The following is a 25,895-nucleotide window of genomic DNA, read 5'->3' as shown; positions in this document are numbered from 1 at the left end:
CCGCCGACCCGCCCGCCTTACTCGTATCTTCGTCCCTGTGCGGCCTGGGCCGCCGGCCCCGGTTTCCAGTCGAAAACCGGGTCGGGTCAGTTCGGTTTGCCGTCCGTCTTTTCATCCCCCGGCAGCACGTATTGCGCGCCTTCCCAGGGAGACATGAAATCGAACTGCCGGTATTCCTGCACCAGGCTGACCGGTTCGTAGACGACGCTCTTGAGCTCTTCGTCGTAGCGCACCTCGGTATAGCCGGTGGTCGGGAAATCCTTGCGCAGCGGATAGCCGCGGAACCCGTAGTCCGTGAGGATCCGGCGCAGGTCCGGGTGGCCCGAGAACAGGATGCCGAACATGTCGAACACTTCGCGTTCGAACCAGTTGGCCGACGGGTGCAGAGCGCAGATCGACGGCACCATTTCGTCCTCGCGCACCGAAACACGCAGGCGGATGCGGTGGTTCTGGTACATCGACAAGAAGTGATAGACCACATCGAACCGCTTAGCCCGCTCGGGGTAATCGACGGCGGTGATGTCGACCAGGGACGAAAACCGGCAGGACGCGTCCTTGCCCAGGAATTCGACCAGCCCGGCGATATTCGACGGCGCCACATCCACGTTCAGCTCACCAAAGGCGACGGTCCAGCCAAGCACGCAGTCGGGGCGCTTCAGCTCGATATGGGCGCCAAGTTCATTCAGGGCTTCGCTCATCGTACCAGTGTCCCCGTGCGACGGATCTTGCGTTGCAGCGCCAGCAGACCGTACAGCAGCGCCTCTGCCGTCGGCGGACAGCCGGGCACGTAGACGTCGACCGGCACGATGCGGTCACAGCCGCGCACCACCGAATAGCTGTAGTGATAATAGCCGCCGCCGTTGGCGCAGCTGCCCATCGACAGCACGTAGCGTGGCTCTGGCATCTGGTCATAGACCTTGCGCAGCGCCGGGGCCATCTTGTTGGTCAGCGTGCCGGCAACGATCATCAGGTCGGACTGGCGCGGCGAGGCGCGCGGCGCGATGCCAAACCGTTCGGCGTCATAGCGCGGCATCGACGTGTGCATCATTTCAACCGCGCAGCAGGCCAGCCCGAAGGTCATCCAGTGCAACGAGCCGGTGCGCGCCCAGTTGATGATGTCCTCGGTCGAGGTCAGCAGAAAGCCCTTGTCGGCCAGTTCCGCGTTCAGCGCGGCGGTGGCCACCTCTTTGTCGGGCCCCGCGGTGTTTGCGCCGGTCATCACTCCCATTCGAGCGCCCCTTTCTTCCATTCATAGGCAAAGCCCACGGTTAGGACGGCCAGAAAGACCATCATCGACCAGAAGCCCGTCATGCTGATGTCCTTGAAGCCCACGGCCCAGGGAAACAGGAAGGCGATTTCCAGATCGAAGATGATGAACAGGATCGACACAAGGTAGAACCGCACGTCAAACTTCATCCGGGCATCATCGAACGCGTTAAAGCCGCATTCGTAGGCGCTGACCTTTTCCGGGTCGGGGTTGCGCACCCCCAGCACGACGGCCGCCAAAATCAGCACGATGCCAAGGCCGACGGCGATGGCCAGAAATACGAGAATGGGGAGATACTCCCTCAACATCTCATCCACGGGTTGCCTCCTTTCCGGGAACCGCGCGAGTCATGGCGCGGGATCACAGGGCGCGAAGTTCTGCTCCCCCGTGATTATCCCCCCAGCGCACTGGGGTCAACCTGCGGAAAACATATTCAGAAGCGTATAAAGTATATATATTTCATATGCTTAACTTTAAAAATACCCGCCATATACCTCTATGCGGCAATAAGTCGGTCTACAATTGCATACTGCGGTGCAGAAAAATTTGGCACCTGCGGCAATATTTAACAGGGCAAGAAAATGCGACTCGCGGCGTTGCTCAGCCCGAGACGATCATCACGTAGGCCGCCATCCCCGCCAGAACAATGGTGATCGGCGACCAGACCGCGCGCTCTTTCTCGGACGGGGTGATCGCGTTGAGAACAGCGGTCACCACCGACAGCGCCAGCGCCGCCCAGCCGGTCCAGCGCGGCCAGCCAAGCCCTGGAAACCCCGCGGCCGAAAGGATCGCCAGGCCTTGCAGCAGCACCAGAGGGATCGAAACCGCCGCGATCGCCCGCCCCGATGTCGGCAACGCGCCGGTGTGGCGCCCGCCTTGCGTGTAGGCCCCCAAAGGCGCGCCGGCGATCAGCGCCACCTGGAAAAACGCGATCCCAAGGCAGGCCGAGGCATAAAGATGCGCGATCTGTATCAACATCGTGTCACCCCTCAACCGTCCAGGACGGCTGGCGCTTTTCAAAAAACGCCGCCAGACCTTCCGCTGCCTCGGCGCTGTCCCAGCGCGCCGCCAGCGCGTCGATGGCGCTGTCAACCTGCGCCTCGGTCACGGTGCCGGACAAGGCCCGCAACAGCGCCTTGGCATCGCGCACCGCGCCCGGTGCACAGGACAGGTACGGCACGACCTCCGCCTCGATCGCCGCGTCCAGCGCGTCGCCGGCAACCACCCGGTTCAGAATGCCCAGCCGGACCGCCTCTTCAGCCCCGAAAACGCGCGACGACATGAACACCTCGCGCGCGCGGTTGCCGCCCATGCGCGCAATGACGTAGGGCCCGATATTGGCCGGGATCACCCCCAGCCTGGTCTCGGTCAGCCCCATCTTCACGCCATCGGCACCGATGGTCACGTCGCAGACACAGGCCAGCCCGACCCCACCGCCAAAGGCGTTGCCCTGCACCCGCCCGATCAGCGGCTGCGGCAGGTCCGCAAGCGCCTTCAGCGCGGTGGCGATCCGGCGGCTTTCAACCGTGCGGGTCGCCCCGTCCATCTCGGCCTGCGACCGGAACCACGCCAGGTCGCCGCCGGCACAGAACGTCGGTCCCTCGGCGGCCAGCACCACCACCCGCACGTCCGGGTTCGCCCCCAGCGCGGCGGCGGCCTCTTCCAGCGCGCCCAGCATCTCGGGGTTCAGGGCGTTGTGCTTGTCCGCCCGCGCCAGCCACAACGTCGCCACGCCGCGCGCATCGCGTTCGGATCTCACCAGGTTGCTCATGCCGCCTCCTTTCGCATCATCCGGGCCATCGCCCCCGCGCGGGTCAGCACGTCCCGGTCCAGGCCGGTCTCGTAGCCCAGCGCGATCAGCCGGTCGTGCACCGCCTCGGTCGCCACGTTGCCGGCCGCCCCCGGCGCATAGGGACACCCGCCGAGCCCGCCCACGGCAGCATCGAACACCCGTACACCGCAGTCCAGCGAGACCTCGATATTCTCCAGCGCCCGGCCCGCGGTGTCATGGTAATGCCCGGCCATCTTGTCGACCGGCACCACCTCGGCCACCGCTTTCAGCATGGCCGCGATCGCCTCGGGCCGTCCGCGCCCGATCGTGTCGCCCAGCGAAATCTCGTAGCATCCCATCTCCCACAGCCGTTCGGCCACCCAGGCCACCTTGTCCGGCGCCACCGCCCCGTCATAGGGGCAGTCCACCACGACAGAGATATAGCCCCGCACCAGCACCCCCGCCGCCCGCGCCGCATCGGCCACCGGGCGGAACCGCTCCAGGCTTTCGGCAATGGTGGCATTGATATTGGCCCGGGAAAACCCTTCCGAGGCAGCCCCGAAGATCGACACCTCGTCGGCCCGCGCCGCCACCGCCCGTTCCAACCCTTTCAGGTTCGGCGTCAGCGCCGCATAGGACACGCCCGGCGCCCGGGTGATCCCCGCCAGCACCTCGCCGGAATCGGCCATCTGCGGCACCCATTTCGGGCTGACGAAACTGGCGCATTCGATGCGCCGGAACCCGGCGGTCGACAGCAGGTCGACCAGCGCCACCTTCTCCGCCGTCGGGATCAGGCGCTTTTCGTTTTGCAACCCGTCGCGCGGCCCCGCCTCGAAAATCTCGACATATCCGCCCATGGCGCGCCCTTCCCTTTCATCTTTCCCCAAATACTCAAAGTCCGGCCTCACCGCCCCGCGACCGGCCAGGGCGCATAGAACGGCCGATCGTAGATCAGCGCCGCGTCCTCCCCGGGCAGGGCAGCGCGGAACGCGGGTCGCTCGCTGATCCGCGCATACCAGTCCGCAACCGCCGGGAAACCGTCCAGGCTTGCAAAATAGCGCGCCATGTAGACCGCCTGCCCAACGCTGACATCCGCCGCCGAAAACCCGCTGGTCAGCAGGTAATCGCGGTTCTCGATCGGGGTCGACAGCCGCGCCTCGATCGCGGCATAGCATTTCTCCAGCCGCCTGGCCTCCAGCTCCATCATCACGGGCGACCGCATCCAGTCCTCGCGCAGAACGATGTGCTGCTGGGTCAGGCTGGCGACATGCTGGCTGATCGTCTCGGCGAAATGCACCCAGACCAGCCAGGCCATACGGTCGGGTTCACCCGGCGCGCGCCCCATCCCCGCCGCGGGATACCGCTCGCACAGGTATTCCGTGATCGCGGCGGTCTCGAACATCCGCTCGCCTTCGATTTCCAGCGCGGGCACCCGGCCCGCGGGCGACAGGCTCAGGTAGTCGGGATCGCGCAGGGACTTGTCAAAGGCGTGCAGCACGATCTCGAACGGCACCTCGAGTTCGTTCAGCAGCCAAAGCGACCGCATCGACCGGCTTTGCGGGCAATGGTGCAGGCGGATCATTGGCTGTCCTCCGGGATCGGGTAGAACTCCTGGCGATAGAATGTCTGTGGCCCGTCCTTGGCGCGTGCGGCCTGAAACGCAGGCCGTGCCTCCAGCCGCGCGCGGTAGGCGGCGACATTGGGATAGGGATCAAGCCGCACGTAATAGGGCACGGCGAACAGGTTGAATCCCATCATCGTGTCGGCGGCCGAAAACCCCGACGCCAGCGCGTGGTCCCGGGCCTCCAGCATCGCCTCCAAGCCGTCCAGCGTGGCGCGCAGGCGGGCGGTGGTGATCTTCAGCACCGGGATCGACGGTTGTGCCGGCGGCCGCAGGAAGATGCGGCTGAGGTTCAGCTGCTCGACCAGCCCCGCCATGGTCTCGGCATAGTGGATCGCGGTCAGGTAGTCGGCGCGCTCGGGGTGGCCCGGCGCGCGGCCCAGGGTGCCACGCGTTTCCGCCAGGTATTCGCAGATCGCGCCGCTTTCGAACAGCGTCCTGCCGTCGATTTCCAGCGCGGGCACCCGCCCTGCCGGGGATTTCGCCCTGTATACAGGGTCGCGCATGTCGCCCGCCCGGATGTCATGCGGCACGATCTCGGCGTCGATGCCCAGTTCCTCCAGCAGCCAGAGCGTGCGGAACGACCGCGAGAACGGGACATGGTGCAGGCGGGGTCTGGGCTCGGTCATCTCGATCTCTCCTTGCGGTCCGACGTCAGGGCAAAGGGCACCGACCCTTGGGCGCAGCCTAAGTCACGCGCACCGGAAGGCAAGCGGTGCCCCCGGGCGGCGCGCGTCACGCCGCGTCTTCGTCCTCCAGCCGGATCAGCGCCGCACCGGCCTCGACCTGCGCGCCTTCGGCGACCAGCACTTCGGCCACCACGCCATCGCGGGCGGCGGTCAGGCCGTGTTCCATCTTCATCGCCTCCAGCACCGCCAGCCGGTCGCCCGCGCTGACGGCCTGCCCCGCCGTGACCAGCACCGCGCGCACCAGCCCCGGCATCGGCGCCTCGATCAGGTTGCCGCCACCGGCGGCATCCGAGACACGGTCCAGCGGATCGACCACGCGGAACGCCCGGCCATATTGCGCAAAGATGGTGATGGCATCGCCCTCCTGCGCCCAGGGCGCTTCCGCGATGCCGTCAAACGTCCAGCGCCCGGCTGTATACAGCGCCTCCACCAGCTGCTCTCCGATCCGGACCTCGCCCGATCCTGCCGCCCGCAGCCTGACCCCAAGCGTCAGCACCTCGCCCCGGTGCATCACCTGCACCGAGCGCCATTCCGGCACCCAGTGGTGAAAGCCCTGGAACGGCGCGGGCGCCCCCATCAGGCCCAGCGCGGTCCAGGCCGCCTGTGCGATCACGGCGGGGCCGGTCGGGTCCTCGGCGGCCAGCGCGTCGATGTCGCGCCCGATCAGCCCGGTGTCGACCTCTCCCCGGCCAAAGCCCGCGTGGCCCGCCAGCGCCCCCAGGAAGGCCAGGTTGGTCACCGTGCCCGCCACCTGCGTCTGCGCCAGCGCGCGGCCCAGCTGTTTCAGCGCGATGGAACGCGTCGCCCCGTGCACGATCACCTTGGCGATCATCGGGTCGTAATGAGGGCTGATCGTGTCGCCCGACCGGACACCGCTGTCGGCCCGTGCAAACCCCGGAAAGGCCAGATGTGACAGTCGGCCGGTCGCCGGCAGGAACCCCGCCGGCACATCCTCGGCATACAGCCGGGCCTCGAAGGCATGGCCGGTGATCGCCAGGTCGTCCTGCCGACAGGGCAGCGGTTCGCCCGCCGCGACACGCAGCTGCCACGCCACCAGGTCGACACCGGTAATCGCCTCGGTCACCGGGTGTTCGACCTGAAGCCGGGTGTTCATCTCCATGAACCAGAACCCATCGGGGCGCAGGCCTTTCGACCCGTCAACGATGAATTCCACCGTCCCCGCCCCCTTGTAGCCGATCGCCTCTGCCGCGCGCACGGCCGCCGCGCCCATGGCGGCGCGCATCTCGGCCGACATGCCCGGCGCGGGCGCTTCCTCGATCACCTTCTGGTGGCGGCGCTGCAACGAACAGTCGCGTTCGAACAAATGCACCGCACGGGTGCCGTCGCCGAACACCTGCACCTCGATATGGCGCGGCTCGGAAATCCATTTCTCGATCAGCACCGCATCGTTGCCAAAGGCGGTCTTCGCCTCGGCCCGGGCCGAGGCCAGCGCCTGCTGGAACTGCCCCGGCGCATCGACCTTGCGCATGCCCTTGCCGCCACCGCCGGCAACCGCCTTGATCAACACCGGATAGCCGATGGTATCGGCCGCCCCCGACAGGTGTTCCGCATCCTGGTTGTCGCCGTGATAGCCGGGCACCACCGGCACCCCGGCCGCGTGCATCAGCGCCTTGGCGGCATCCTTCAGCCCCATTGCCCGGATCGCCTGTGCCGACGGCCCGATAAAGATCAGCCCGGCGTTTTCAACCGCCTCGACGAAATCGGGGTTCTCCGACAGGAACCCATAGCCGGGATGGATCGCCTGCGCCCCGGTCTGCAGCGCCGCCGCGATGATCGCGTCCCCGCGCAGATAGCTCTCTGCCGGGGCAGCGCCGCCGATATGCACCGCCTCATCCGCCATGGCCACATGCCTGGCCGCGGCATCGGCGTCGGAATAGACCGCCACCGTCGCCACGCCCAGCCTGCGCGCGGTTTCGATCACCCGGCAGGCGATCTCGCCCCTGTTGGCAATCAGGATCTTGTCAAACATCATCCCTCCCTCGGACGCGCGGGCAATCTCGCCCGACCCGCCCCTTCATCTTGGCCCAAAACCTCTCGGGGGAGCGCAAGGGGGCGGACAGCCCCCTTGCTTCCGAGGCCAACGCCGCTGGTACCCTTCGATCCATGAAGGACCAGCCCGTCACGTCTCCGCCGCCCCGTCAAATCCGCGTCTCCTTAAGGTCCTCGACCACCTCGAAGCGTTCCCAGATCAGCTTCATTTCGGTGTCGAAAATGCCGAGCCGGCGGTAGTAGCGTTCATGCCCAGCGCGCCAGCTTTCAAGGCTGTCATCCTCGCCTTCCATAAGCGCCATTTCTTCGGTCATGTCGCAATACCGCACCGGCACCAACTCGACCGTCCGCGTCACCAGTTGTGGCACGTTTTCGAAATCCACGGCGATATCGCAACGACCCACGACCGGCGGTGCCTCGCCCGCCGCGATCTCGGCCTCGGAGCTGCAGGTCGCCCGCTTTTTTCCCGCCCGCACCAACGCGAGTAGCGCGGCGCACAGACCCGGGCTGTCGCCGAAGCGATAGGTCACGGCCCCCGGGTAGCGCCGCCGCAGTTCGTCCAAGCCCCCGCTCACATCCGGAACACGCCGAAACGTGTCTCCTCGACGGGCGCGTTCAGCGCGACACGCAGGCTCAGCGCCAGCACGTCGCGGGTCTTGCGCGGATCGACAATGCCGTCGTCCCACAGCCGGGCAGAGGCATAAAGCGGATGCGACTGACGCTCGAACATCTCCAGCGTCGGGCGCTTGAACTCAGCCTCGTCCTCGGTCGACCAACTGCCGCCCGCCCGTTCGATGGCGTCGCGCTTGACCGTGGCCAGAACCCCTGCCGCCTGCGGCCCGCCCATGACCGAGATCCGGCTGTTGGGCCAGCTCCACAGGAACCGCGGCTGGTAGGCGCGGCCGGCCATGCCATAGTTCCCCGCCCCGAACGACCCGCCGACCAGCAGGGTGATCTTGGGCACCGATGTCGTCGCCACCGCGGTCACCATCTTGGCGCCATGCCGTGCGATGCCTTCGTTTTCGTATTTCCGCCCGACCATGAAACCGGTGATGTTTTGCAGGAAAACCAGCGGGATGCGGCGCTGCGAACACAGTTCGACAAAATGCGCGCCCTTCTGCGCCGCCTCGGAAAACAGCACGCCGTTGTTGGCGACGATGCCCACGGCCATGCCCGCGACATGGGCAAACCCGGTGACCAGCGTTTCGCCGAACCGCGCCTTGAACTCGTCGAAGCGCGAGCCGTCGACGGTGCGGGCGATGACCTCTCGAATATCGTACGGCGTGCGCAGGTCGGCTGGCACAACCCCCAGGATCTCTTCGGGGTCATAGGCCGGCGGTTCCGGCGCGCAGGCATTTTCGTCGCGTGTGCGCGGCCCCAGCGATCCCACCGCCCGCCGCGCCAGCGCCAGGGCGTGGCCATCGTCCTCGGCCAGGTAATCGGCCACGCCGGACAGGCGGGTGTGCACGTCGCCGCCGCCCAGGTCCTCGGCCGACACCACCTCTCCGGTCGCGGCCTTGACCAGCGGCGGACCGGCCAGGAAAATCGTGCCCTGGTCGCGGACGATGATGGTCACGTCCGACATCGCCGGCACATAGGCGCCGCCCGCCGTACAAGAGCCCATCACGACGGCTATCTGGGCGATGCCCTTCGCGCTCATCCGGGCTTGATTATAGAAAATGCGGCCAAAGTGATCGCGGTCGGGAAAGACCTCGTCCTGCTGCGGCAGGTTGGCGCCACCGCTGTCGACAAGGTAGACGCAGGGCAGATGGCATTCCTCGGCGATCTCTTGCGCGCGAAGATGTTTCTTCACTGTCATCGGGTAATAGGTGCCGCCCTTCACCGTGGCATCGTTGCACACCACCATGACATCGCGCCCCATGACCCGACCGATGCCGGCGATCACCCCCGCCGCCGGGGCCGCGCCGTCATACATGCCATGCGCCGCCGTTGCCCCGATTTCCAGGAAGGGCGCGCCGGGATCGAGCAAATTCGCCACCCGCTCGCGCGGCAGCATCTTGCCCCGGCCCAGATGCCGGTCGCGCGCCTTTTGCCCGCCCCCCGCAGCGGCGGCCAGCGCCGCCTCTTGCACCGGTTTCATCGCCTCGAGATGTGCCGCGCGGTTGGCGCGGAAGGTTTCCGAGGTCGGGATCGCTTGGGAGTGCAGTTTCATGTCAACCTTGACCCTGTTGTGTTTCGTCCGCCGCGCGGGCCTTGAGCGCCTTGCGGATGACCTTGCCGGTCACCGTCATCGGCAGCGCATCGAGAAAGCTGATTTCCCTTGGATAAGAATGGCCTGCAAGCCGTTCCTTGACCCAGGTCTGAAGCTCTGCCGCGAGGTCGTCCGAGCTGTCAAAACCGTCCTTCAAGACCACGTAAGCCTTGACGATTTCGGTGCGAAGGGGGTCGGGTTTGCCAACCACCCCCACGGTTGCAACGGCGGGATGGGTCAGCAGGCAATCCTCGATCTCTGCCGGGCCGATGCGGTAACCGGCGCTGGTGATCACGTCGTCCTCGCGCCCCAGGAAGCGGATATAGCCGTCCTCGATCACGCCACGGTCCCCGGTCAACAGCCAGTTGCCCCGGAACTTTTCCTGCGTCGCCCTGGGATTTCGCCAGTATTCCAGCATCATCGACGCCGACCCGCGCCGGATCGCCACATCGCCCTCGCCGTCGCAGGGGCGGCCATCAGGGCCGATCACCGCGACGTCATGGCCCGGCACCGCCTTGCCGATACAGCCCGGTTTGGGCGCAAACAGCGTGCTGCAGGACGAGGCGACCATGTTGCATTCGGTCTGGCCGTAGAATTCGTTGATCTTCAATCCGAACGCCTCTTGCCCCCAGGCCAGCATTTCCGCGCCCAGCGGTTCGCCACCACTGGCCACGGACCGCAGACCGGGAATCGAGGCGTTCGCCGCCTTCAGCATCCGCAGCGCGGTGGGCGGGAAAAACACATTTCTAACAGAGGCTTCAGCGCAGATCCTCTGGCATTCCTCGATGCTGAACTTGGGCATCCGGCTGGCCACCACGGGCACCCCCAGCGCCAGCCCCGGCATCAGCACGTCGAACAAGCCGCCGATCCAGGCCCAGTCGGCAGGGGTCCAGATCACATCCCCCGGCTGGCCAAGAAAATCGTGGCTCATCTCGACCCCCGGCAGGTGGCCGGTCAGGATGCGATGGCCGTGCAGCGCGCCCTTGGGCTTGCCGGTGGTGCCGCTGGTATAGATCAGAACCGCCGGGTCCTCTGGCCCGGTGTCGACGCCCGCCTTGGTCCCCGCAGCGGTCGCAAGGTCCGAGCGGGTGATCGTTGCCACCCCCATGCCCGCCAGCAGCGCCACGCCTTCCAGATCGGTGACCACGACGCCCAGCCCGGCATCGTCGATCCGCGACCGCAGCGCGTCTTCGCGGAACAGTTTGAACAGCGGCACCGAAATCGCCCCCAACCGCCAGATCGCGATATGGGCGGCGGCGCACAGCGGCGATTGCGACAACAGCACCCCCACCCGGTGGCCGCGCAGGATGCCGCGTTCGATCAGCGCGGTTTCCACCTGCCGCGAGCGATACCACAGGTCTCCGAAGGTGATCCGCCGCACCCGGTCCGGCGCGACTTCGAGCATCGCGATCCGGTCGGGGTCGGTCGCGGCCCAGCCATCGCAGACCTGGTGCGCCATGTTCAGGGTCGACGGCAGATCCCAGTCGAACCGCTTGCGCAGCGTGTCATAGCTGTTGGACTTGGACAGCATCAGCCTGCCTCCCTTTTGCCTGTGCCCGTGGCTCGTGCGGGTCGGGGGCATGGCCGCCCACCAATCCGCCGAACCGGTTCACACGGTATTCCCAGACCCGTTCGCCGTTGCGGCAGGTGATCACCAGCCAGACCGAGGCGCCGGGATGCGCCACGCAATCGTCCGGAGCGGCGCCCGGCCCTGCCGCCCGCACATAGCGATCGGCATAGGCGGCGATGGCGTCGGATTCCGTCAGATGCGCCGCGATCCAGCCCAGCCGGAATCCCTGCGCCGCCCCGATCAGGACAATAAGGGACAGCGGCGCGAACCAGATCCAGCGTGGCACGGGTCTTCTCCGTCATGGATCAGGCCCGTTCGGGTCGGGCCGATCCGGTCATTGCATCGCCGCCATCAGTTCGCGACCCACCAGCATCCGGCGGATTTCGCTGGTCCCGGCACCGATTTCCATCAGCTTGGCGTCGCGGAACATGCGGCTGACCGGGCTGTCGGACAAGAAGCCTGCCCCGCCCAGCGCCTGCACCGCCTGGTGCGCGACCACCATCGCCTCTTCGCTAGCGTAAAGGCAACAGGCCGCGGCGTCCTGACGGGTCACCTGACCCCGGTCGCAGGCCTTGGCGACCTCGTAGACATAGGCGCGGGCTGAATTCATCTTGGTATACATGTCGGCAATCTTGCCCTGCATCAGCTGGAAGTTGCCGATCGGCTGGCCGAACTGTTCGCGGGTGGCGACATAGGGCATGACCTCGTCCAAGCAGCCCGCCATGATGCCGGTGCCGATGCCCGCCAACACGACGCGTTCGTAATCCAGCCCCGACATCAGCACGCGCACGCCGCGCCCCTCTTCGCCCAGGATGTTTTCGAACGGCACTTCGACATTGTCGAAGATCAGTTCGGCGGTGTTCGATCCGCGCATCCCCATCTTGTCGAAATGCGGCGAGGTGCTGAACCCCTTCATGGTCTTTTCGACAATGAAGGCGGTGATGCCCCGGCTGCCCGCGTCCGGATCGGTCTTGGCATAGACGACCAGCGTATCGGCGTCGGGGCCATTGGTGATCCAGTACTTGTTGCCGTTCAGCACATAGTAGCCGTTGCGCTTTTCGGCGCGCAGCTTCATCGACACCACGTCGGAGCCGGCCGAGGGTTCGGACATCGCCAGCGCACCAATGCTGGTGCCCGCGATCAGCCCGGGCAGGTATTTCATCTTTTGCTCTTCGGTGCCGTTCAGCTTGATCTGGTTGACACACAGGTTGGAATGCGCGCCGTAGGACAGGCTGACCGAAGCACTGGCGCGGGCGATTTCCTCGACCGCGATGACATGCGCCAGATAGGACATGGCCGCGCCGCCGTATTGTTCCGGTGTGGTGATGCCCAGCAGGCCCAGATCGCCCATTTCCTTCCACAGCTCGTTCGGGAAGGCATTGTTGCGGTCAACGTCAGCCGCGATCGGCTTGATCCGTTCCTGCGCCCAGCGGTGCACCATGTCGCGCAGCGCGTTGACATCTTCGCCCAGGTCGAACTGCATGGTCGCGTTGAACATCGGGCCCTCCTCCAGATTTATTGAACGACTGTTCAAATCCTAGTCCCAAGGCCGCACCTGCGTCAAGCGCCCTTGCGCGGGACGTGACGGAGCGTTACGCGACGTGCCATGTTGTCCTATCAGCACATCTATCACGCCGGAAACCTTGCGGACGTTCAGAAACACGCGCTGCTGGCGTGGATGCTGGATTATCTGACGGGCAAGGACAAACCCATGTCCTATATCGAAACCCACGCCGGGCGGGGGTTGTACGACCTGGGCGCGGCAGAGGCGATCAAGACCGGAGAGGCGGCGCAGGGCATCGCGCGGGCCGAAGCCTGGTTCGATCCCGGCCACCCGTACCGCCGCGCGCTGGCACGGGTGCGGCGGGCGCATGGCGCGCGGTCTTACCCGGGGTCGCCGCTGCTGGCCAAGGCGCTGCTGCGGCCGGGGGATTCGATGCATCTGGCGGAACTGCACCCGCAGGAACATGCCGCGCTGCATACAGCGCTGCATACAGACAGCCGGGGGGCGAAGGCCACTGTATACAAGCAGGACGGCCTTGCCATGGCGCAAAGCCTTTGCCCGCCGACGCCCCGGCGCGGGCTGCTGCTGATCGACCCGAGCTACGAGATCCGCAAGGAATACGACGCGCTGCCCCGGGCAATTGCGGCGCTGCACCGCAAGTGGAACGTGGGCATCATCGCCCTGTGGTACCCGGTCCTGACCGACCCGGCGCATGACGCCATGTTGCAGGCGCTGGTGGAGGCCCACCCCGAGGCGCTGCGCCACGAGGTCCGCTTTCCCCCCGCCCGCGACGGGCACCGGATGGTGGGGTCCGGCATGTTCGTGGTGAACCCGCCGTTCGGGCTGGACGCGGAAGCGGCGCGTTTGACGCAGCTGTTCAAAAAGGCGTAGCCAAAGCGCATCTTTGCGATAGGATCGCCGCATGCTGAAGCGTCTGATCCTGTTTCTGCTGCTGCCCTGGCCCGCGTGGGCCGGCGACCTTCTGTATCCCGTGCCCTACAAGCAACTGCTGGCGCTGCCGCATCGCGTCGCCGGGTTCGAAACCCTGCCGCCCAAGGTCGAGCCGGGCTATGAGCTGGACGCGCCGCTGCGCTTTCCCGGGCTGTGGATCGGCGAGCGGCTGGCCGGGCAAGGCGTTGCCGTGGCCGAGGTCGATGGCGGGCGTTTCGACAAGCTGACCGGCACGCCGGAGCCCCCCCTGCGCATCCGCGCGGGCGCGCCGAAACAGCCGATGGCGGTGGCGCTGCATCGCGGGCTGGGGTCGAATGCGCTGTTCCCGGTGGGGCCGGATGGAATCGCCGCGCGCAGCGGGCGCGGCGAGGGCGCGACCGCGCTGCTGTTCGATGTCGACGAACTGGCGCTGGGTCTGCGGCTGCACGCGGAATATGCCGACCCGCTGGGCATCCGGCCGCCCCCGGGGCACGTGGTCTTTACCTTCTATGACCGCCGCGGCGCGGTGCTGGACGTGCTGGACCTGACCCCACACCCCGGGGTGATCGCCCTGGCGTGGTATTTCCTAGCGCCGGTCGCCGCGGTCACGGTGGAAACCAACGACCCCGGGGGCATCGTTCTGGACGATATTCTGACCCTGACCGACCCGCCGCTGGGGTGACGTTTTTTCCATGGCGTTGCGCCATGCAATCGTTAATCTGACTGCAGGGCTGCATACAGGTAACGAGGAAACCCCATGTTCGAACGATTGCTGCGGCATTTCCAATCGCCGCCCCGAAACCCCAAGCCGCTGCCGGAAATGGACGCGCGCCACGCCCTGGGAACCTTGCTGGTGCGGGTCGCCATGGCCGACAAGGCGTATCTGTTCGAAGAGGTCGAGCAGATCGACCGCATCCTGGCCAAGGCCTATGGGCTGAAACCGCTGGACGCGGCGAAGATGCGGGCAGACTGCGAAAAGCTGGCCTTCGCGCTGAATGGGGACGAGGACCTGGCCACGGTGATCCGCAACACGGTCGCCTATGAACACCGCCTGGAAAAGGTCGAGGCGCTGTGGCAGGTGGTGTTGGCCGACGGCGTGACAGATGACCGCGAAGCGGCGCTGATGGACCTGATCGAGAACCAGATGGGGATCGAGCGCGACCATTCCGAACAGGCCCGCGCGGCGGCCTCTATCCCGTGAGGCCCGGCCGCCGCGTAACTGGCGCCCGGCGCACGCGCGGCAAGGGCGCACCAGTGAGTATTTGGAGAAAAATGAAAGCAGGATTGGGGCTTGGCGCGGCGCGCGGCGCGGAATAGGTCTTGGGCATGTTCGCTGATTTTCTCAAACGGCTGATGCAGCCGGAGCCCGCACCCTTGCCCGATGCCGATGCGCGGCTGGCACTGACCGCGCTTCTGGTGCGCGTTGCCCGCGCGGATGGCCGTTTCGACGATGAAGAACGCGTGCGGATCGACCAGATTTGCGCCGCGCGCTATGGCCTGTCGCCCTTCGAGGCCGCAAAACTGCGCAGCGCGGCAGAGGCATTGGAGGCGGAGGCGCCCGACACGTTCCAGTTCACCGAAGCGATCAAGGCGGCCGTGCCCTATGACGACCGGATCGGAGTGATCGAAGCGCTGTGGCAAGTGGTGCTGGCCGACGGCGTGCGCGAGGCCGAAGAAGACCAGTTGTTGCGGCTGGTGTCGAAACTGCTGGGGATCAACGATCGCGACAGCGCGCTGGCGCGTCAGCGGATCGAGCCGAGATGATCGTCAGCCTGCCGATGTACGACCGCCCCGAGACCGCGGCCGCCAACGACGTATTCTGGGGGCTGATCCGCGAGGCCCTGGGGTACGGGCCAGAGCGCCTGAACCGCGCGCTTGATCCGTGGGAGGCCTGGGAACACCCCGACTTGCTGCTGAGCCAGACCTGCGGCCTGCCCTATCGCACCCGTCTGCAGGGCAAGGTGTCGCTGATCGCCAGCCCTGACTTCGGCCTGCCGGATTGTCCGCCGGGGTATTACAACAGCGTGCTGGTGGCGCGCGCCGATGATCGACGATCCCTGGATGACCTGGCCGCCGCGCGCGTGGTCATCAACCAGGATCACAGCCAGTCGGGCTTTGCCGCGATCATGTCCCATTTCGCAGCGTGCGCGATCGTGCCCAATATCGCCACGCAAAGCGGCGGACACGCCGCATCTGCGCGGATGGTGGCAGAGGGAGCCGCCGACCTGGCCGCGATCGACGGCAACACCTGGCGGATGATCCAGGCCTTTGACCCTTGGGCCGGCGCGCTGCGTGAGATCGAGCGGACCGCGCCGACCCCGGCGATGCCCTATATCACCGGCCCGACCCAGGATGCCGCGCCCTTGCGCGCCGCCATGGTCGCGGCGGTCGATCGCCTGCCCGACGCAACACGCGCGTTGCTGGGCCTGCGCGGCATCACGCTGGTGCCGCCACAGGCCTTCCTTGCGGTCCCGACGCCGAAATTCGCCACCGATTTGACCTGACCCACCGTCAATCTGATCGGAAAGCGGGGCATTCTGCCGTTTTGGACATTGCAATGGGCGGAAATTTCGCCTCAGCTAACGCCAGTCCGCTCAACCGTCCGAAGAGGCTAGCCTTGTCAGAAGACATACCCGTCATCGCGATCCGCAATCTGCACAAGCGTTATGGCGCGCTTGAGGTGCTGAAAGGCGTTGACATCACCGCCCATCGCGGCGACGTGGTGTCGCTGATCGGGTCTTCGGGGTCGGGCAAATCGACGCTGCTGCGCTGCGCCAACCTGCTGGAAGACAGCCAGCAGGGCGATATCACCTTCAAGGGGGAACCGGTCCACTGGAAAGGCGAAGGCCTGCAGCGCCGCCCCGCCGATCCAAAACAGGTCCTGCGCATCCGCACCAACCTGTCGATGGTGTTCCAGCAGTTCAACCTTTGGTCCCACCTGACAATCCTTCAGAATGTGATGGAAGCGCCGGTGACCGTGCTTGGCCGCGACCGCGAAGAGGCCGAGGCCGCCGCGCGCAAGTACCTCGACAAGGTCGGGATCGGCGACAAGGCCGATGCCTGGCCCGCGCAACTCTCCGGCGGACAGCAACAGCGCGCCGCGATTGCCCGCGCACTTTGCATGGAACCCGAGGCGCTGCTGTTCGACGAACCAACCAGCGCGCTGGACCCGGAACTGGAGCAAGAGGTGGTGCGCGTGATCAAGGGCCTGGCCGACGAAGGCCGGACCATGCTGATCGTGACCCACGATATGAAGATGGCCCATGATGTCAGCGATCACGTGGTGTTCCTGCACCAGGGCCTGATCGAAGAGGAAGGCGCGCCTGAACAACTGTTCGGCGCCCCGAAATCGGAACGGCTGCAGGGCTTCTTGTCCTCGACCATGGCCGCCTGACCAACACTCAACAACCAACGGGAGCAAAAACATGAAAAAGATCCTTCTGGGAACCGCCGCCCTGGCCCTGACCACGGGCATGGCACTGGCGCAGGACGTTGTCCGCATGGGTACCGAGGGCGCCTACCCTCCGTACAACTTCATCAACGATGCCGGCGAAGTCGACGGCTTCGAGCGCGAACTGGGCGATGAGCTGTGCAAGCGCGCCGAACTCACCTGTGAATGGGTCACCAATGAATGGGATTCGATCATCCCCAACCTGGTGTCCGGCAACTACGACACCATCATCGCCGGCATGTCGATCACCGCAGAGCGTGACGAGGTCATCGACTTCACCCAGAACTACACCCAGCCGGATCCGTCGGCCTACCTGGCGCTGGCCGGGGCCGATGTTGACCTGAAAGGTGGCGTGATCGCAGCGCAGACCAACACCATCCAGGCCGGTTTCGTGGCCGAAAGCGCCGCCACGCTGGTGGAATTCGCAACCCCTGACGAAACCGTCGCCGCCGTCCGCAACGGCGAAGCCGACGCGGTGCTGGCCGACAAGTCCTACCTGACGCCCATCGCCGACGAAAACGACGACCTCGTCCTTCTGGAGCAGGAAGAACTGATCGGCGGAGGCGTCGGTATGGGCGTGCGCGAATCCGACACCGAACTGAAGGACAAGTTCAACGCCGCCATCCAGTCGATGAAGGACGATGGCAGCCTGAACGCCCTGATCGAGAAATGGGAAATCGGCGCGACCTTCTGATCGCGCTGCGGAAGGGGCCAGAACACAGGCCCCTTCCTTTCATCTTTCCAAAAAATACTCAAATCCGACCTGACCGCCGAGGCCCCCCATTTTCGACTATTGCGCAGATCCGAGCACGCTTGAGGGCCTGACGTGGCTGTCGTGCTACCTGACGACCGGCAAACACATGTCGATCTACTGGTCGCTGGGCACGGTGTTGCTGTTGCTGGCGATCACGGCACCCGCGGCGTTGCTGTTCGGCTTTGGCGGGGCCTCTGCCGCGCGGTCGCGCCTTGCCCCGCTGCGCTGGTTCGGCAAGGCCTATATCGCGGTGGTGCGCGGCGTGCCCGACATCGCGTTTTTCCTGTTTTTCGTCATCGCGCTGGACCAGGGGATCGAATACCTGCGTCACAAGGTGAAATGCCCCGATTGGGACATGCCGATCCGGCAGGGCAACGATTTCGTGGTCTGCGACATTGCCAAGATGCCGCTGGGCAACGCGCCGCAATGGGTCCACGAAACCTATGGGTTCTTCCTTGCCGTCCTGACCTTTGCCATCGTCTTCGGCGCCTTTGCGGCCAATGTGCTGTATGGTGCGATGCGGGCGGTTCCGCACGCGCAGCTCGAAACCGCCGAGTCCTATGGCATGACCCATCGCCAGATCTTCTGGCGCATCCTTGTGCCGCAGATGTGGGTCTATGCCCTGACCGGCCTGTCGAACCTGTGGATGGTGCTGATCAAGGCGACGCCGCTGCTGTTCCTGCTTGGGGTCGAGGATATCGTTTACTGGGCACGCGAACTGGGTGGCTCGAAGACCGCGCGGTTCACCGATTATCCGCATGGCGACTGGCGGATGTGGTATTTCCTGGCGTTGCTGGTGTTCTATCTGGCCTTTACCAAGGTTTCCGAGGTCTTTCTTGATCGGCTGATGCGCCGCCTGACCCACGGGCAAGCCACCGCTGGTGGCGAAGCGCAGAGGAAACTGGCATGACGGTGGGTACGTATCAGAGGGGGCTCCGCCCCCAGGCGCCTTGCGCCTCCCCCCGGGATATTTCGGGCAAGATGATGTGCAGGGCTTCGCTTTTGCGGGCGGGGGCGGCACGATGAGTTGCTGGGACATCATTGCCGATTACGGGCTCAGGTCGATTGGAATCGGCGAACGGTTGCTGCCGAAGTCCGATTTCTCGATCTGCACACAGGTAACGCTGATCGGATCGGGCCTGATCTGGAACATCTATTTCGGTGTGTTCAGCCTGATTTCCGGGTTCTTCCTGGCCACCGCCGTGGCCCTTGGCAAGACATCCTCGATCTGGCCGCTGCGCAAGGCCAGCGACTGGTTCATCTTCGTGTTCCGCGGCTCACCACTGTTCATCCAGATCTTCTTTGCCTATTTCCTGTTCCTCAGCCTGAAATCGGTGTCCCCGATCTTCGACCCGCTGACCGCGGCGTGGCTGGGGGCCCTGATCGTGCTGTTTCTGAACACCGCCGCCTATTCGGGCGAGATCTTCTATGGCGCGCTTTTGTCGATCCCGAAGGGCGATCTGGAAGCTGCCGACGCCTATGGCTTTTCAGGCTGGAAGAAATTCCGCAAGATCACCTGGCCCACCATGCTGCGGCTGGCGTGGCCCGCCTATACCAACGAGGCGATCTTTCTGTTCCACGCCACGACGCTGGTCTATTTCTCGGGATTTCCGGCGTGGAAACAGAAGGGCGACGCGCTGTATTACGCCAGCTATTTCGCGGACAAGACGTTCAACCCGTTTATCCCGTATCCCATCCTGGCGGGGTACTTCATCCTGCTGACATTGATCATCATCACAATTTTCGGGCTGATCAACCGTCACCTGAACCGCCACCTGCCGCAGTCGGTGCGGGTCAAACTGAAGGTGCGGCCAACCATTCTGCGCTGAGCGCTAGCGCTCGGGCGGGGTCCAGTCGGCAGGGTCGACCGACCGGCGACGCAGGCGCAGAGCCAGGCCAAGCGCCACGCCCACGCCGATCGCCACGGTCAGATCGGTCATCACGGTCAGCACAAGGGTCAGCCCCAGCAGCACCTGATCCGCGCGACGGTCTTGCAGGTAGCTGGCCCATCGCCCCGGTTCGGACATGTTCCAGGCGGTCAGGATCAGCAGGCCGGCCAGCGTGGGCATGGCAAGATGCGCGGCCAGCGGCGCGGCCAGCATCATCGCCATCAAGATCGCCAGCGCATGCACGATCCCGGCAACCGGCGTCTTGCCCCCGGCGCGAACGTTGGTCGCGGTGCGGGCGATGGCGCCCGTCGCCGGCAAGCCGCCCATCAGGGCGGACCCGATATTGGCCGCGCCCTGAGCGATGATTTCGGCATTCGGGCGGTGCGCACCGCCGATCATCCGGTCCGCCACCATCGCAGACAGGAGCGACTCGATCCCCGCAAGGAAGGCGATCACCAGCGCCGAGGGCAGCAGCTCGGTCAACCGGTCCAGTGTGATCTGCGGCAGGTGCGGCACCGGCAGGTGGTCCGGCAGGTCACCGAACCTGTCGCCGATGGTTTCAACCCCGCCAAGCGCATGGCCCAGCACCGAGCCAAGGGCCACCGCGACGATCAAACCCGGAAAGCGCGGAAAGGCGCGGCGCAAAAGAACGATGGCCGCCATGGTGGCCACCGCCACGGTCAGCGCCGCGGGATCGAGGGTGTTGCGCACGGCCCAGAGCGCAGGCAGTTTTTCCAGGAAATCCGCCGGGACGCTGTCGAGTTGCAGGCCCAGCGCGTCCTTGACCTGGCTGGTGGCGATGATCACCGCGATGCCGATGGTAAACCCGTTGATGACCGGCTCTGGCACGTAGCGGATCAGGCTGCCTGCCCGCAACAGGCCGGCCAGCAGCAGGATCGCCCCGGCCATCAGCGTGGCCAGCACCAGCCCGTCGAACCCGTGCGCGGCGATGACGCCGGCCACCACGACGATGAAGGCGCCGGTCGGCCCGCCGATCTGGACCCGGCTGCCGCCCAGCGCAGAAATCAGCACCCCGCCCACCACCGCCGTGATCAACCCGACGCCGGGCGTCGCGCCAGAGGCAATCGCGATGGCCATGCTCAGCGGCAGCGCCACCATGGCCACGGTCACCCCGGCACCGAGATCGGCCAGGAAGAGCGCCAGGCTATAGGTCTGAAGGGTGGTCAGCAGCTTGGGTTTCATGACCACAGCCTTCTGCCTGTCACAGGGGAAGATCAAGTGCCTGTTCGAAGCAGCTTTCGGCTTGCATTTCGGAGGTACGCCCCGCTACCCTGTATTTGATCAAATTCAAGAGACATCCATGTCCAGCAATCAAATCCGCAACTACCTGCGCAAGAATCCGCAGATCCGTACCATTCGTGCCGCTGCCTGTGACCTGAACGGCCAGCCGCGCGGCAAGCGCGTGCCGTCCCGTTTCGCCGACAAGGTGGTCGAGGACGGCACCCGCTTTCCGCTGTCGGTGCTGAACCTTGATATCTGGGGCGAGGATATCGACGACAGCCCGCTGGTGTTCGAAACCGGCGATCGCGACGGTGTGCTCAAACCCACCGACCGCGGTTTCGTGCCCATGCCCTGGCTGGAGGCGCCGACCGCGCTGCTGCCGATCTGGATGTTCCGGGAGGATGGCCGCCCCTATGCCGGAGACCCGCGCCACGCGCTGCGCGCGGTTCTGGACCGTTTCAAGTCGCACGGCATGACGCCGGTGGTCGCGGTGGAGCTGGAATTCTTCCTGATCGACGATTCCGGGCGCAACCTCGAAGTGCCGGTCAGCCCGCGGTCCGGCAAACGGCGCAAGGCGGCGGAAACCATGTCGATCCGGGCGCTGGATGCGTTCGACACGTTCTTTACCGATCTCTATGACGCCTGCGAATTGATGGACATTCCCGCCGACACCGCGATTTCCGAAGCCGGACTGGGACAGTTCGAGATCAATCTTATGCACCAGGACGACGCGCTGCGCGCCGCCGACGATGCGTGGATGTTCAAGATGCTGGTCAAGGGGCTGGCGCGGCGGCACGGCTTTGCCGCGTCCTTCATGGCGAAACCTTACGAAGACTACGCCGGCAACGGGCTGCACACCCATTTTTCGATCCTCGACCACGAGGGAAACAACATTTTCGATGACGGTGGCCCGAAGGGCACCGATGCACTGCGCCATGCCGTGGCGGGTTGCCTGAATGCGATGCATGACAGCGCGCTGATCTTTGCCCCGCACCAGAATTCCTTTGACCGGATCGTGCCGGGCGCGCATGCGCCGTCGGGCATCTGCTGGGCCTATGAAAACCGGACCGCGGCGATCCGCATTCCCAGCGGCAGCCACAAGGCGCGGCGGATCGAACACCGGGTCGCGGGGGGCGATGTGAACCCCTATCTGATGCTCGCGGCCATCCTAGGCGCGGCGCTGAACGGGATCGAGGACGGGATCGACCCCCCAGCCCCAATCACCGGCAATGCCTATGCGCTGGACCTGCCGCGCATCCCCACCACCTGGGCCGAGGCGATCGACGCCTTTGAATGCTCAGAGGTGATCCCGCGCATCTTCCCGGCCGAGATGATCCGCAACCTTGTGCTGACGAAGCGGCAGGAGGTGCTGTACATGGCGGAACTTGACCCGGTGGAGCAGGTTGAAATCTACCTCGACACGGTCTGATCTTGCCGCGCGCGCGGCGGACCATTACCTTTCACGTATCCTTCAAACCTCCGGTGCTTCATGAAAATCGGAATATTGCAAACCGGGCTGGCCCCGGAAAGCCTTGTGGCCAGCAGTGGCGAATACCCTGAAATGTTTGCCCGCCTTCTGGACGGCAACGGATTTGACTTTCAGGCCTGGCGCGTGGTCGACGGGGTGTTCCCCGAAGGCCCGCACGAAGCTGACGGCTGGCTCATCACCGGGTCCAAACACGGGGTCTATGAAGACCACGACTGGTTGCCGCCACTGGAACAGCTGATCCGCGACATCTATGCCTCGGGCCGGCCCCTTGTCGGGGTCTGTTTCGGCCATCAGATCATCGCCAAGGCCCTGGGCGGGCGGGTCGAGAAATTCCCCGGCGGCTGGGCTGTCGGGCCGCAAAGCTATGCCTTTCCCGACGGGGAAAAAGTGGTCAACGCCTGGCATCAGGATCAGGTCATCACCCCGCCCGAGGGCGCCGAGGTCGTGGCCAGCAACGATTTCTGCCGCTATGCCGCGCTGCTTTACCCCGGCCATGCCTACACGGTGCAGCCGCATCCGGAGTTCGGCGACGAATTCATTTCAAGTCTGATCGATCTGCGCGGCAAGGGCGTGGTGCCCGACGACAGGTTGCAGGCGGCGCGCGATGCGCTTGGCACCCCGCTGGATTCCCGCGTGCTGGCCGATCAGTTCGCCCGCTTCTTTACCGAAAGGCGCATTTCATGAGCGACTGGATGACTCAACTGCCCGAAGCGGCGCAAGCCTATCTGGAAGGCCGCCGCCTGGACGAGGTGGAATGCGTGATCGCCGACCTGCCCGGGATCGCCCGGGGCAAGGCGGTGCCGGCATCGAAGTTCATCCGGCAGGAATATTTCCATCTGCCGGACTCGATCTTCTACCAAACCATCACCGGCGACTGGGGCGAAGCCGCCGACGAGGACGAAGGGTTTATCGAGCGCGACATGATCCTGCGCCCGGACCTGACCACCGCCACCGCCGCGCCCTGGACGGGCGACTGGACGTTGCAGGTGATCCACGACGCGTACGACCGCAAGGGCCTGCCCATTCCCTGCGCGCCGCGCAACGTTCTGAAACGGGTCGTCGAGATGTACCGCAAGGAAGGCTGGGAACCGGTCGTGGCACCGGAGATGGAGTTTTTCCTGGTCGCGCGCAACCTGGACCCGGCCAAGGAAATCGAGCCGATGATGGGCCGGTCAGGCCGTCCGGCCGCCGCGCGACAGGCCTATTCGATGACCGCCGTGGACGAATTCGGCCCGGTGATCGACGACATCTATGACTTTGCCGAGGCACAGGGGTTCGAGATCGACGGCATCACCCAGGAAGGCGGGGCCGGTCAGCTGGAAATCAACCTGCTGCATGGTGACCCGGTAAAGCTGGCGGACGAGGTGTTCTATTTCAAACGCCTGATCCGCGAGGCGGCGCTGCGGCACAACTGTTTTGCCACCTTCATGGCCAAGCCGATCGCGCAGGAACCCGGCAGCGCCATGCACATCCACCATTCGGTGATGGACCTGGAGACCGGGCGGAACATCTTTTCCGGACCGCAAGGCGGCGAAACCGACGCGTTCTACAACTTTATCGGCGGATTGCAGATCCACCTGCCCGCCGCCGTCGCCGTGCTGGCACCCTATGTCAACAGCTATCGCCGCTACGTGCGCGACCACGCCGCGCCGATCAACCTGGAATGGGGCCGCGACAACCGCACCACGGGGATCCGGATTCCGCTGTCCGGCCCGTCGTCCCGCCGGGTGGAAAACCGGCTGGCCGGAATGGACTGCAACCCCTACCTGGGGATCGCGGCGTCGCTGGCTTGCGGCTATCTCGGGCTGAAGAACGAATTGCGGCCGTCGAAGCAATTTCGCGGCGATGCCTATGACGGCGTTGGCGATCTGCCGCGGGTGATGGGCCAGGCGCTGGACGTGTTCGACGCCAGCACCGCGCTGCACGCGGTGCTGGGCGAGGAATTCGCCCGGGTCTATTCGATCGTCAAGCGGACGGAATACGAGGAGTTCCTGCAGGTGATTTCGCCCTGGGAGCGGGAGCATCTGTTGCTGAACGTCTGATCCGGTTGTCTGCGCCTGCGGCGCAGGCTGAACTTGTCCGCGCGCGACGCGCGCGGACCCGGGTGGGGGGCTGTCTGCCCCCCACACCCCCCGAGGATATTTCACGCCAGAAGAAGAACAGGACGCGCCCTTGAACCTGCTGTTTTCCAATGACCGCCGCGGAGAATATCCGCGCAGTTGGTATGCCGAGACCGGGCTGGAGATGCCCGCGTTCGATCCGGTGCGCGGAGAGGTGCGGGCGGATGTCTGTGTTGTCGGCGCGGGGTACACCGGTCTGTCGGCGGCGTTGCATCTGGCGCAGGCGGGCGTCCGGGTTGTCGTGGTCGAGGCGCATCGCGTGGGATTTGGCGCCTCTGGCCGCAATGGCGGTCAACTGGGTGGCGGACAGCGGGTCGACCAGCAAAAGCTGGAAAAGATGCTGGGTCGCGATGCCGCGCACCGGCTGTGGGACCTGGGCGAGGACGCCAAGGCGCTGGTCAAGCGGCTGGTGGATGTGCATGGGATCGACTGTTACCTGCGTCCCGGCGTGGCCTGGACCGGATCACGGCCCGACGAGGTGGCGGACCTGCATCGTTATGCCGAACACCTGTCGACGCACTATGGCTATGACCACGTTGAGCCGCTGGATGCAGACGCCTGTCATGCACTTTGCCCGTCGCCCGATTACAAGGGCGGGATCGTCGATTGGGATGCGGGCCATCTGCACCCGCTGCGGCTGGCGCAGGGGCTGGCGCAGGCGGCGGTGGCGGCGGGCGCCGTCATTCACGAGGGCACCCATGTGCATCACATCGCCCCGGGCCGTCCGGCGCAGGTGCGGTGCGACCAGGGCCGGGTGATGGCCGAGCACGTGATCCTTGCGGGCAATGGCTATCTGGGTGGGCTGAACCGCAAGGTGGCGGCGCGGGTGATGCCGATCAACAACTTTGTCGCCGCGACCGAACCGCTGGGCGAGCGGGTGAACGAGGTGTTGACCAAAGACGTGGCTGTCGCGGATTCGCGATTTGTCATCAATTACTTCCGGCTGTCGCATGACGGGCGGCTGTTGTTTGGCGGCGGCGAAAGCTATGGCTACAAGTTCCCGGCCGATATCGCTGCCAAGGTGCGCAAACCGATGTTGGAAATCTTTCCGCAGTTGACGGACGTGGCGATCAGCCATGCCTGGGGCGGCACGCTGGCGATCACTGCCAAACGCCTGCCCTATCTGGCACGGGTGGGGCCGAATATCCTGTCCGCGTCGGGCTATTCCGGGCACGGGGTGGGTACGGCGGTGCATTCGGGCATGCTGCTGGCCGAAGCGGTGCGCGGGCAGTCGGACGGGTTCGACACCATGGCCGCCATTCCGTCGATCCCCTTCCCCGGCGGGCCGGGGTTGCGTACCCCGCTGCTGGCGCTGGCGATGAGCTGGTTCGCGATGCGCGACAAGCTGGGGATCTGAGGACACAAACCACAAGATG

Annotated in this window: 28 protein-coding genes; 13 read left to right on the top strand and 15 right to left on the bottom strand. The window is 65.5% G+C overall.

Annotation, left to right across the window (positions count from 1 at the left end):
• Positions 1 to 86 precede the first annotated feature (86 nt).
• The 14 genes from VK792_RS01925 to VK792_RS01860 form a co-directional block, all read right to left on the bottom strand.
• Positions 87 to 698 carry an NADH-quinone oxidoreductase subunit C gene (locus VK792_RS01925; protein ID WP_326295657.1) on the bottom strand — a complete coding sequence of 204 codons (612 nt, stop codon included), beginning with the start codon at positions 696 to 698 and terminating at the stop codon, positions 87 to 89.
• Entirely contained in the window at positions 695 to 1,228 is a 534-nt protein-coding gene (locus tag VK792_RS01920) for a NuoB/complex I 20 kDa subunit family protein (RefSeq protein ID WP_326295656.1), read from the bottom strand. Before VK792_RS01920 ends, VK792_RS01925 begins: the two co-directional genes overlap by 4 nt.
• Complete coding sequence (locus tag VK792_RS01915) at positions 1,219 to 1,584, bottom strand: NADH-quinone oxidoreductase subunit A (protein ID WP_326295655.1); 366 nt, start codon at positions 1,582 to 1,584, stop codon at positions 1,219 to 1,221. Before VK792_RS01915 ends, VK792_RS01920 begins: the two co-directional genes overlap by 10 nt.
• Before the next feature lie 283 nt (positions 1,585 to 1,867).
• Positions 1,868 to 2,245 (bottom strand): hypothetical protein, encoded by a 378-nt coding sequence (locus VK792_RS01910; RefSeq protein ID WP_326295654.1) that lies wholly within the window; start codon positions 2,243 to 2,245, stop codon positions 1,868 to 1,870.
• Positions 2,246 to 2,249: 4 nt separating this feature from the next.
• Entirely contained in the window at positions 2,250 to 3,038 is a 789-nt protein-coding gene (locus tag VK792_RS01905; RefSeq protein WP_326295653.1) for a crotonase/enoyl-CoA hydratase family protein, read from the bottom strand.
• Positions 3,035 to 3,895: a hydroxymethylglutaryl-CoA lyase gene (locus VK792_RS01900; RefSeq protein ID WP_326295652.1), complete on the bottom strand. Its 861-nt coding sequence runs from the start codon at positions 3,893 to 3,895 to the stop codon at positions 3,035 to 3,037. Before VK792_RS01900 ends, VK792_RS01905 begins: the two co-directional genes overlap by 4 nt.
• A 47-nt stretch (positions 3,896 to 3,942) precedes the next feature.
• On the bottom strand, positions 3,943 to 4,620 hold the full coding sequence (locus tag VK792_RS01895; protein ID WP_326295651.1) for a glutathione S-transferase family protein: 678 nt from the start codon (positions 4,618 to 4,620) through the stop codon (positions 3,943 to 3,945).
• The gene (locus VK792_RS01890) at positions 4,617 to 5,288 is read right to left on the bottom strand and encodes a glutathione S-transferase family protein (protein WP_326295650.1); all 672 of its coding nucleotides are present in this window, start codon (positions 5,286 to 5,288) and stop codon (positions 4,617 to 4,619) included. Before VK792_RS01890 ends, VK792_RS01895 begins: the two co-directional genes overlap by 4 nt.
• 106 nt (positions 5,289 to 5,394) lie before the next feature.
• Complete coding sequence (locus tag VK792_RS01885) at positions 5,395 to 7,338, bottom strand: acetyl/propionyl/methylcrotonyl-CoA carboxylase subunit alpha (protein ID WP_326295649.1); 1,944 nt, start codon at positions 7,336 to 7,338, stop codon at positions 5,395 to 5,397.
• Positions 7,339 to 7,507: 169 nt separating this feature from the next.
• Positions 7,508 to 7,933, bottom strand: coding sequence for an ASCH domain-containing protein (locus tag VK792_RS01880; protein ID WP_326295648.1), 426 nt, complete (start codon positions 7,931 to 7,933; stop codon positions 7,508 to 7,510).
• Positions 7,930 to 9,531 (bottom strand): carboxyl transferase domain-containing protein, encoded by a 1,602-nt coding sequence (locus VK792_RS01875; protein ID WP_326295647.1) that lies wholly within the window; start codon positions 9,529 to 9,531, stop codon positions 7,930 to 7,932. The genes VK792_RS01880 and VK792_RS01875 overlap by 4 nt, the downstream gene beginning before the upstream one ends.
• Position 9,532: 1 nt before the next feature.
• Positions 9,533 to 11,101 carry an AMP-binding protein gene (locus tag VK792_RS01870; protein WP_326295646.1) on the bottom strand — a complete coding sequence of 523 codons (1,569 nt, stop codon included), beginning with the start codon at positions 11,099 to 11,101 and terminating at the stop codon, positions 9,533 to 9,535.
• Positions 11,076 to 11,426, bottom strand: a complete 351-nt coding sequence (locus VK792_RS01865) for a hypothetical protein (RefSeq protein ID WP_326295645.1) — start codon at positions 11,424 to 11,426, stop codon at positions 11,076 to 11,078. Before VK792_RS01865 ends, VK792_RS01870 begins: the two co-directional genes overlap by 26 nt.
• Before the next feature lie 48 nt (positions 11,427 to 11,474).
• Positions 11,475 to 12,638, bottom strand: a complete 1,164-nt coding sequence (locus VK792_RS01860) for an isovaleryl-CoA dehydrogenase (RefSeq protein WP_326295644.1) — start codon at positions 12,636 to 12,638, stop codon at positions 11,475 to 11,477.
• Positions 12,639 to 12,746: 108 nt separating this feature from the next.
• Between VK792_RS01860 and VK792_RS01855 the strand changes: the two genes are divergently transcribed.
• From VK792_RS01855 to VK792_RS01815, 9 genes are all read left to right on the top strand, one after another.
• A complete protein-coding gene (locus tag VK792_RS01855) occupies positions 12,747 to 13,535 on the top strand; it encodes a 23S rRNA (adenine(2030)-N(6))-methyltransferase RlmJ (protein ID WP_326295643.1) in 789 nt (262 codons plus the stop codon).
• Positions 13,536 to 13,566: 31 nt separating this feature from the next.
• The gene (locus tag VK792_RS01850; protein WP_326295642.1) at positions 13,567 to 14,256 is read left to right on the top strand and encodes a hypothetical protein; all 690 of its coding nucleotides are present in this window, start codon (positions 13,567 to 13,569) and stop codon (positions 14,254 to 14,256) included.
• A 75-nt stretch (positions 14,257 to 14,331) separates the two neighbouring features.
• Entirely contained in the window at positions 14,332 to 14,775 is a 444-nt protein-coding gene (locus VK792_RS01845) for a tellurite resistance TerB family protein (protein WP_326295641.1), read from the top strand.
• Between the two features lie 125 nt (positions 14,776 to 14,900).
• The gene (locus VK792_RS01840; RefSeq protein WP_326295640.1) at positions 14,901 to 15,338 is read left to right on the top strand and encodes a tellurite resistance TerB family protein; all 438 of its coding nucleotides are present in this window, start codon (positions 14,901 to 14,903) and stop codon (positions 15,336 to 15,338) included.
• Positions 15,335 to 16,078, top strand: a complete 744-nt coding sequence (locus VK792_RS01835) for a phosphate/phosphite/phosphonate ABC transporter substrate-binding protein (protein ID WP_326295639.1) — start codon at positions 15,335 to 15,337, stop codon at positions 16,076 to 16,078. Before VK792_RS01840 ends, VK792_RS01835 begins: the two co-directional genes overlap by 4 nt.
• A gap of 113 nt (positions 16,079 to 16,191) precedes the next feature.
• Positions 16,192 to 16,968, top strand: a complete 777-nt coding sequence (locus tag VK792_RS01830) for an ABC transporter ATP-binding protein (protein ID WP_326295637.1) — start codon at positions 16,192 to 16,194, stop codon at positions 16,966 to 16,968.
• Between the two features lie 31 nt (positions 16,969 to 16,999).
• Positions 17,000 to 17,719, top strand: a complete 720-nt coding sequence (locus VK792_RS01825; protein ID WP_326295636.1) for a transporter substrate-binding domain-containing protein — start codon at positions 17,000 to 17,002, stop codon at positions 17,717 to 17,719.
• A gap of 88 nt (positions 17,720 to 17,807) precedes the next feature.
• Positions 17,808 to 18,689, top strand: coding sequence for an ABC transporter permease (locus tag VK792_RS01820; protein WP_326295827.1), 882 nt, complete (start codon positions 17,808 to 17,810; stop codon positions 18,687 to 18,689).
• Between the two features lie 112 nt (positions 18,690 to 18,801).
• Positions 18,802 to 19,608 (top strand): ABC transporter permease, encoded by an 807-nt coding sequence (locus VK792_RS01815; protein ID WP_326295634.1) that lies wholly within the window; start codon positions 18,802 to 18,804, stop codon positions 19,606 to 19,608.
• A 3-nt stretch (positions 19,609 to 19,611) separates the two neighbouring features.
• Here VK792_RS01815 and VK792_RS01810 read toward each other — a convergent pair whose 3' ends face one another.
• Positions 19,612 to 20,871, bottom strand: coding sequence for a SulP family inorganic anion transporter (locus tag VK792_RS01810; RefSeq protein WP_326295633.1), 1,260 nt, complete (start codon positions 20,869 to 20,871; stop codon positions 19,612 to 19,614).
• 133 nt (positions 20,872 to 21,004) lie between these two features.
• On the opposite strand from VK792_RS01810, the gene VK792_RS01805 reads away from it, so the two are divergent.
• From VK792_RS01805 to VK792_RS01790, 4 genes are all read left to right on the top strand, one after another.
• The gene (locus VK792_RS01805) at positions 21,005 to 22,339 is read left to right on the top strand and encodes a glutamine synthetase family protein (protein ID WP_326295826.1); all 1,335 of its coding nucleotides are present in this window, start codon (positions 21,005 to 21,007) and stop codon (positions 22,337 to 22,339) included.
• Positions 22,340 to 22,399: 60 nt separating this feature from the next.
• Positions 22,400 to 23,083, top strand: coding sequence for a type 1 glutamine amidotransferase (locus tag VK792_RS01800; RefSeq protein ID WP_326295631.1), 684 nt, complete (start codon positions 22,400 to 22,402; stop codon positions 23,081 to 23,083).
• Complete coding sequence (locus tag VK792_RS01795) at positions 23,080 to 24,441, top strand: glutamine synthetase family protein (RefSeq protein ID WP_326295629.1); 1,362 nt, start codon at positions 23,080 to 23,082, stop codon at positions 24,439 to 24,441. Before VK792_RS01800 ends, VK792_RS01795 begins: the two co-directional genes overlap by 4 nt.
• Before the next feature lie 130 nt (positions 24,442 to 24,571).
• The gene (locus VK792_RS01790; protein WP_326295627.1) at positions 24,572 to 25,876 is read left to right on the top strand and encodes an NAD(P)/FAD-dependent oxidoreductase; all 1,305 of its coding nucleotides are present in this window, start codon (positions 24,572 to 24,574) and stop codon (positions 25,874 to 25,876) included.
• Positions 25,877 to 25,895: the final 19 nt, after the last annotated feature.

This window comes from Mesobacterium hydrothermale (assembly GCF_035818635.1).
GTDB lineage: Bacteria > Pseudomonadota > Alphaproteobacteria > Rhodobacterales > Rhodobacteraceae > Mesobacterium_A > Mesobacterium_A hydrothermale.
The sequence above is the reverse complement of the archived record's forward strand: the minus strand, read 5'-3'. Positions and strand labels throughout refer to the sequence as shown.

Bases quoted from the DNA above. Each gene is read 5' to 3' on its own strand.
- VK792_RS01815 (WP_326295634.1), top strand. From the start codon at position 18,802: ATGAGTTGCTGGGACATCATTGCCGATTACGGGCTCAGGTCGATTGGA.
- VK792_RS01885 (WP_326295649.1), bottom strand. From the start codon at position 7,338: ATGTTTGACAAGATCCTGATTGCCAACAGGGGCGAGATCGCCTGCCGG.
- VK792_RS01920 (WP_326295656.1), bottom strand. From the start codon at position 1,228: ATGGGAGTGATGACCGGCGCAAACACCGCGGGGCCCGACAAAGAGGTG.
- VK792_RS01800 (WP_326295631.1), top strand. From the start codon at position 22,400: ATGAAAATCGGAATATTGCAAACCGGGCTGGCCCCGGAAAGCCTTGTG.
- VK792_RS01905 (WP_326295653.1), bottom strand. From the start codon at position 3,038: ATGAGCAACCTGGTGAGATCCGAACGCGATGCGCGCGGCGTGGCGACG.
- VK792_RS01855 (WP_326295643.1), top strand. From the start codon at position 12,747: ATGTTGTCCTATCAGCACATCTATCACGCCGGAAACCTTGCGGACGTT.
- VK792_RS01840 (WP_326295640.1), top strand. From the start codon at position 14,901: ATGTTCGCTGATTTTCTCAAACGGCTGATGCAGCCGGAGCCCGCACCC.
- VK792_RS01825 (WP_326295636.1), top strand. From the start codon at position 17,000: ATGAAAAAGATCCTTCTGGGAACCGCCGCCCTGGCCCTGACCACGGGC.
- VK792_RS01835 (WP_326295639.1), top strand. From the start codon at position 15,335: ATGATCGTCAGCCTGCCGATGTACGACCGCCCCGAGACCGCGGCCGCC.
- VK792_RS01875 (WP_326295647.1), bottom strand. From the start codon at position 9,531: ATGAAACTGCACTCCCAAGCGATCCCGACCTCGGAAACCTTCCGCGCC.
- VK792_RS01845 (WP_326295641.1), top strand. From the start codon at position 14,332: ATGTTCGAACGATTGCTGCGGCATTTCCAATCGCCGCCCCGAAACCCC.
- VK792_RS01895 (WP_326295651.1), bottom strand. From the start codon at position 4,620: ATGATCCGCCTGCACCATTGCCCGCAAAGCCGGTCGATGCGGTCGCTT.
- VK792_RS01870 (WP_326295646.1), bottom strand. From the start codon at position 11,101: ATGCTGTCCAAGTCCAACAGCTATGACACGCTGCGCAAGCGGTTCGAC.
- VK792_RS01910 (WP_326295654.1), bottom strand. From the start codon at position 2,245: ATGTTGATACAGATCGCGCATCTTTATGCCTCGGCCTGCCTTGGGATC.
- VK792_RS01900 (WP_326295652.1), bottom strand. From the start codon at position 3,895: ATGGGCGGATATGTCGAGATTTTCGAGGCGGGGCCGCGCGACGGGTTG.
- VK792_RS01890 (WP_326295650.1), bottom strand. From the start codon at position 5,288: ATGACCGAGCCCAGACCCCGCCTGCACCATGTCCCGTTCTCGCGGTCG.
- VK792_RS01850 (WP_326295642.1), top strand. From the start codon at position 13,567: ATGCTGAAGCGTCTGATCCTGTTTCTGCTGCTGCCCTGGCCCGCGTGG.
- VK792_RS01860 (WP_326295644.1), bottom strand. From the start codon at position 12,638: ATGTTCAACGCGACCATGCAGTTCGACCTGGGCGAAGATGTCAACGCG.
- VK792_RS01795 (WP_326295629.1), top strand. From the start codon at position 23,080: ATGAGCGACTGGATGACTCAACTGCCCGAAGCGGCGCAAGCCTATCTG.
- VK792_RS01810 (WP_326295633.1), bottom strand. From the start codon at position 20,871: ATGAAACCCAAGCTGCTGACCACCCTTCAGACCTATAGCCTGGCGCTC.
- VK792_RS01925 (WP_326295657.1), bottom strand. From the start codon at position 698: ATGAGCGAAGCCCTGAATGAACTTGGCGCCCATATCGAGCTGAAGCGC.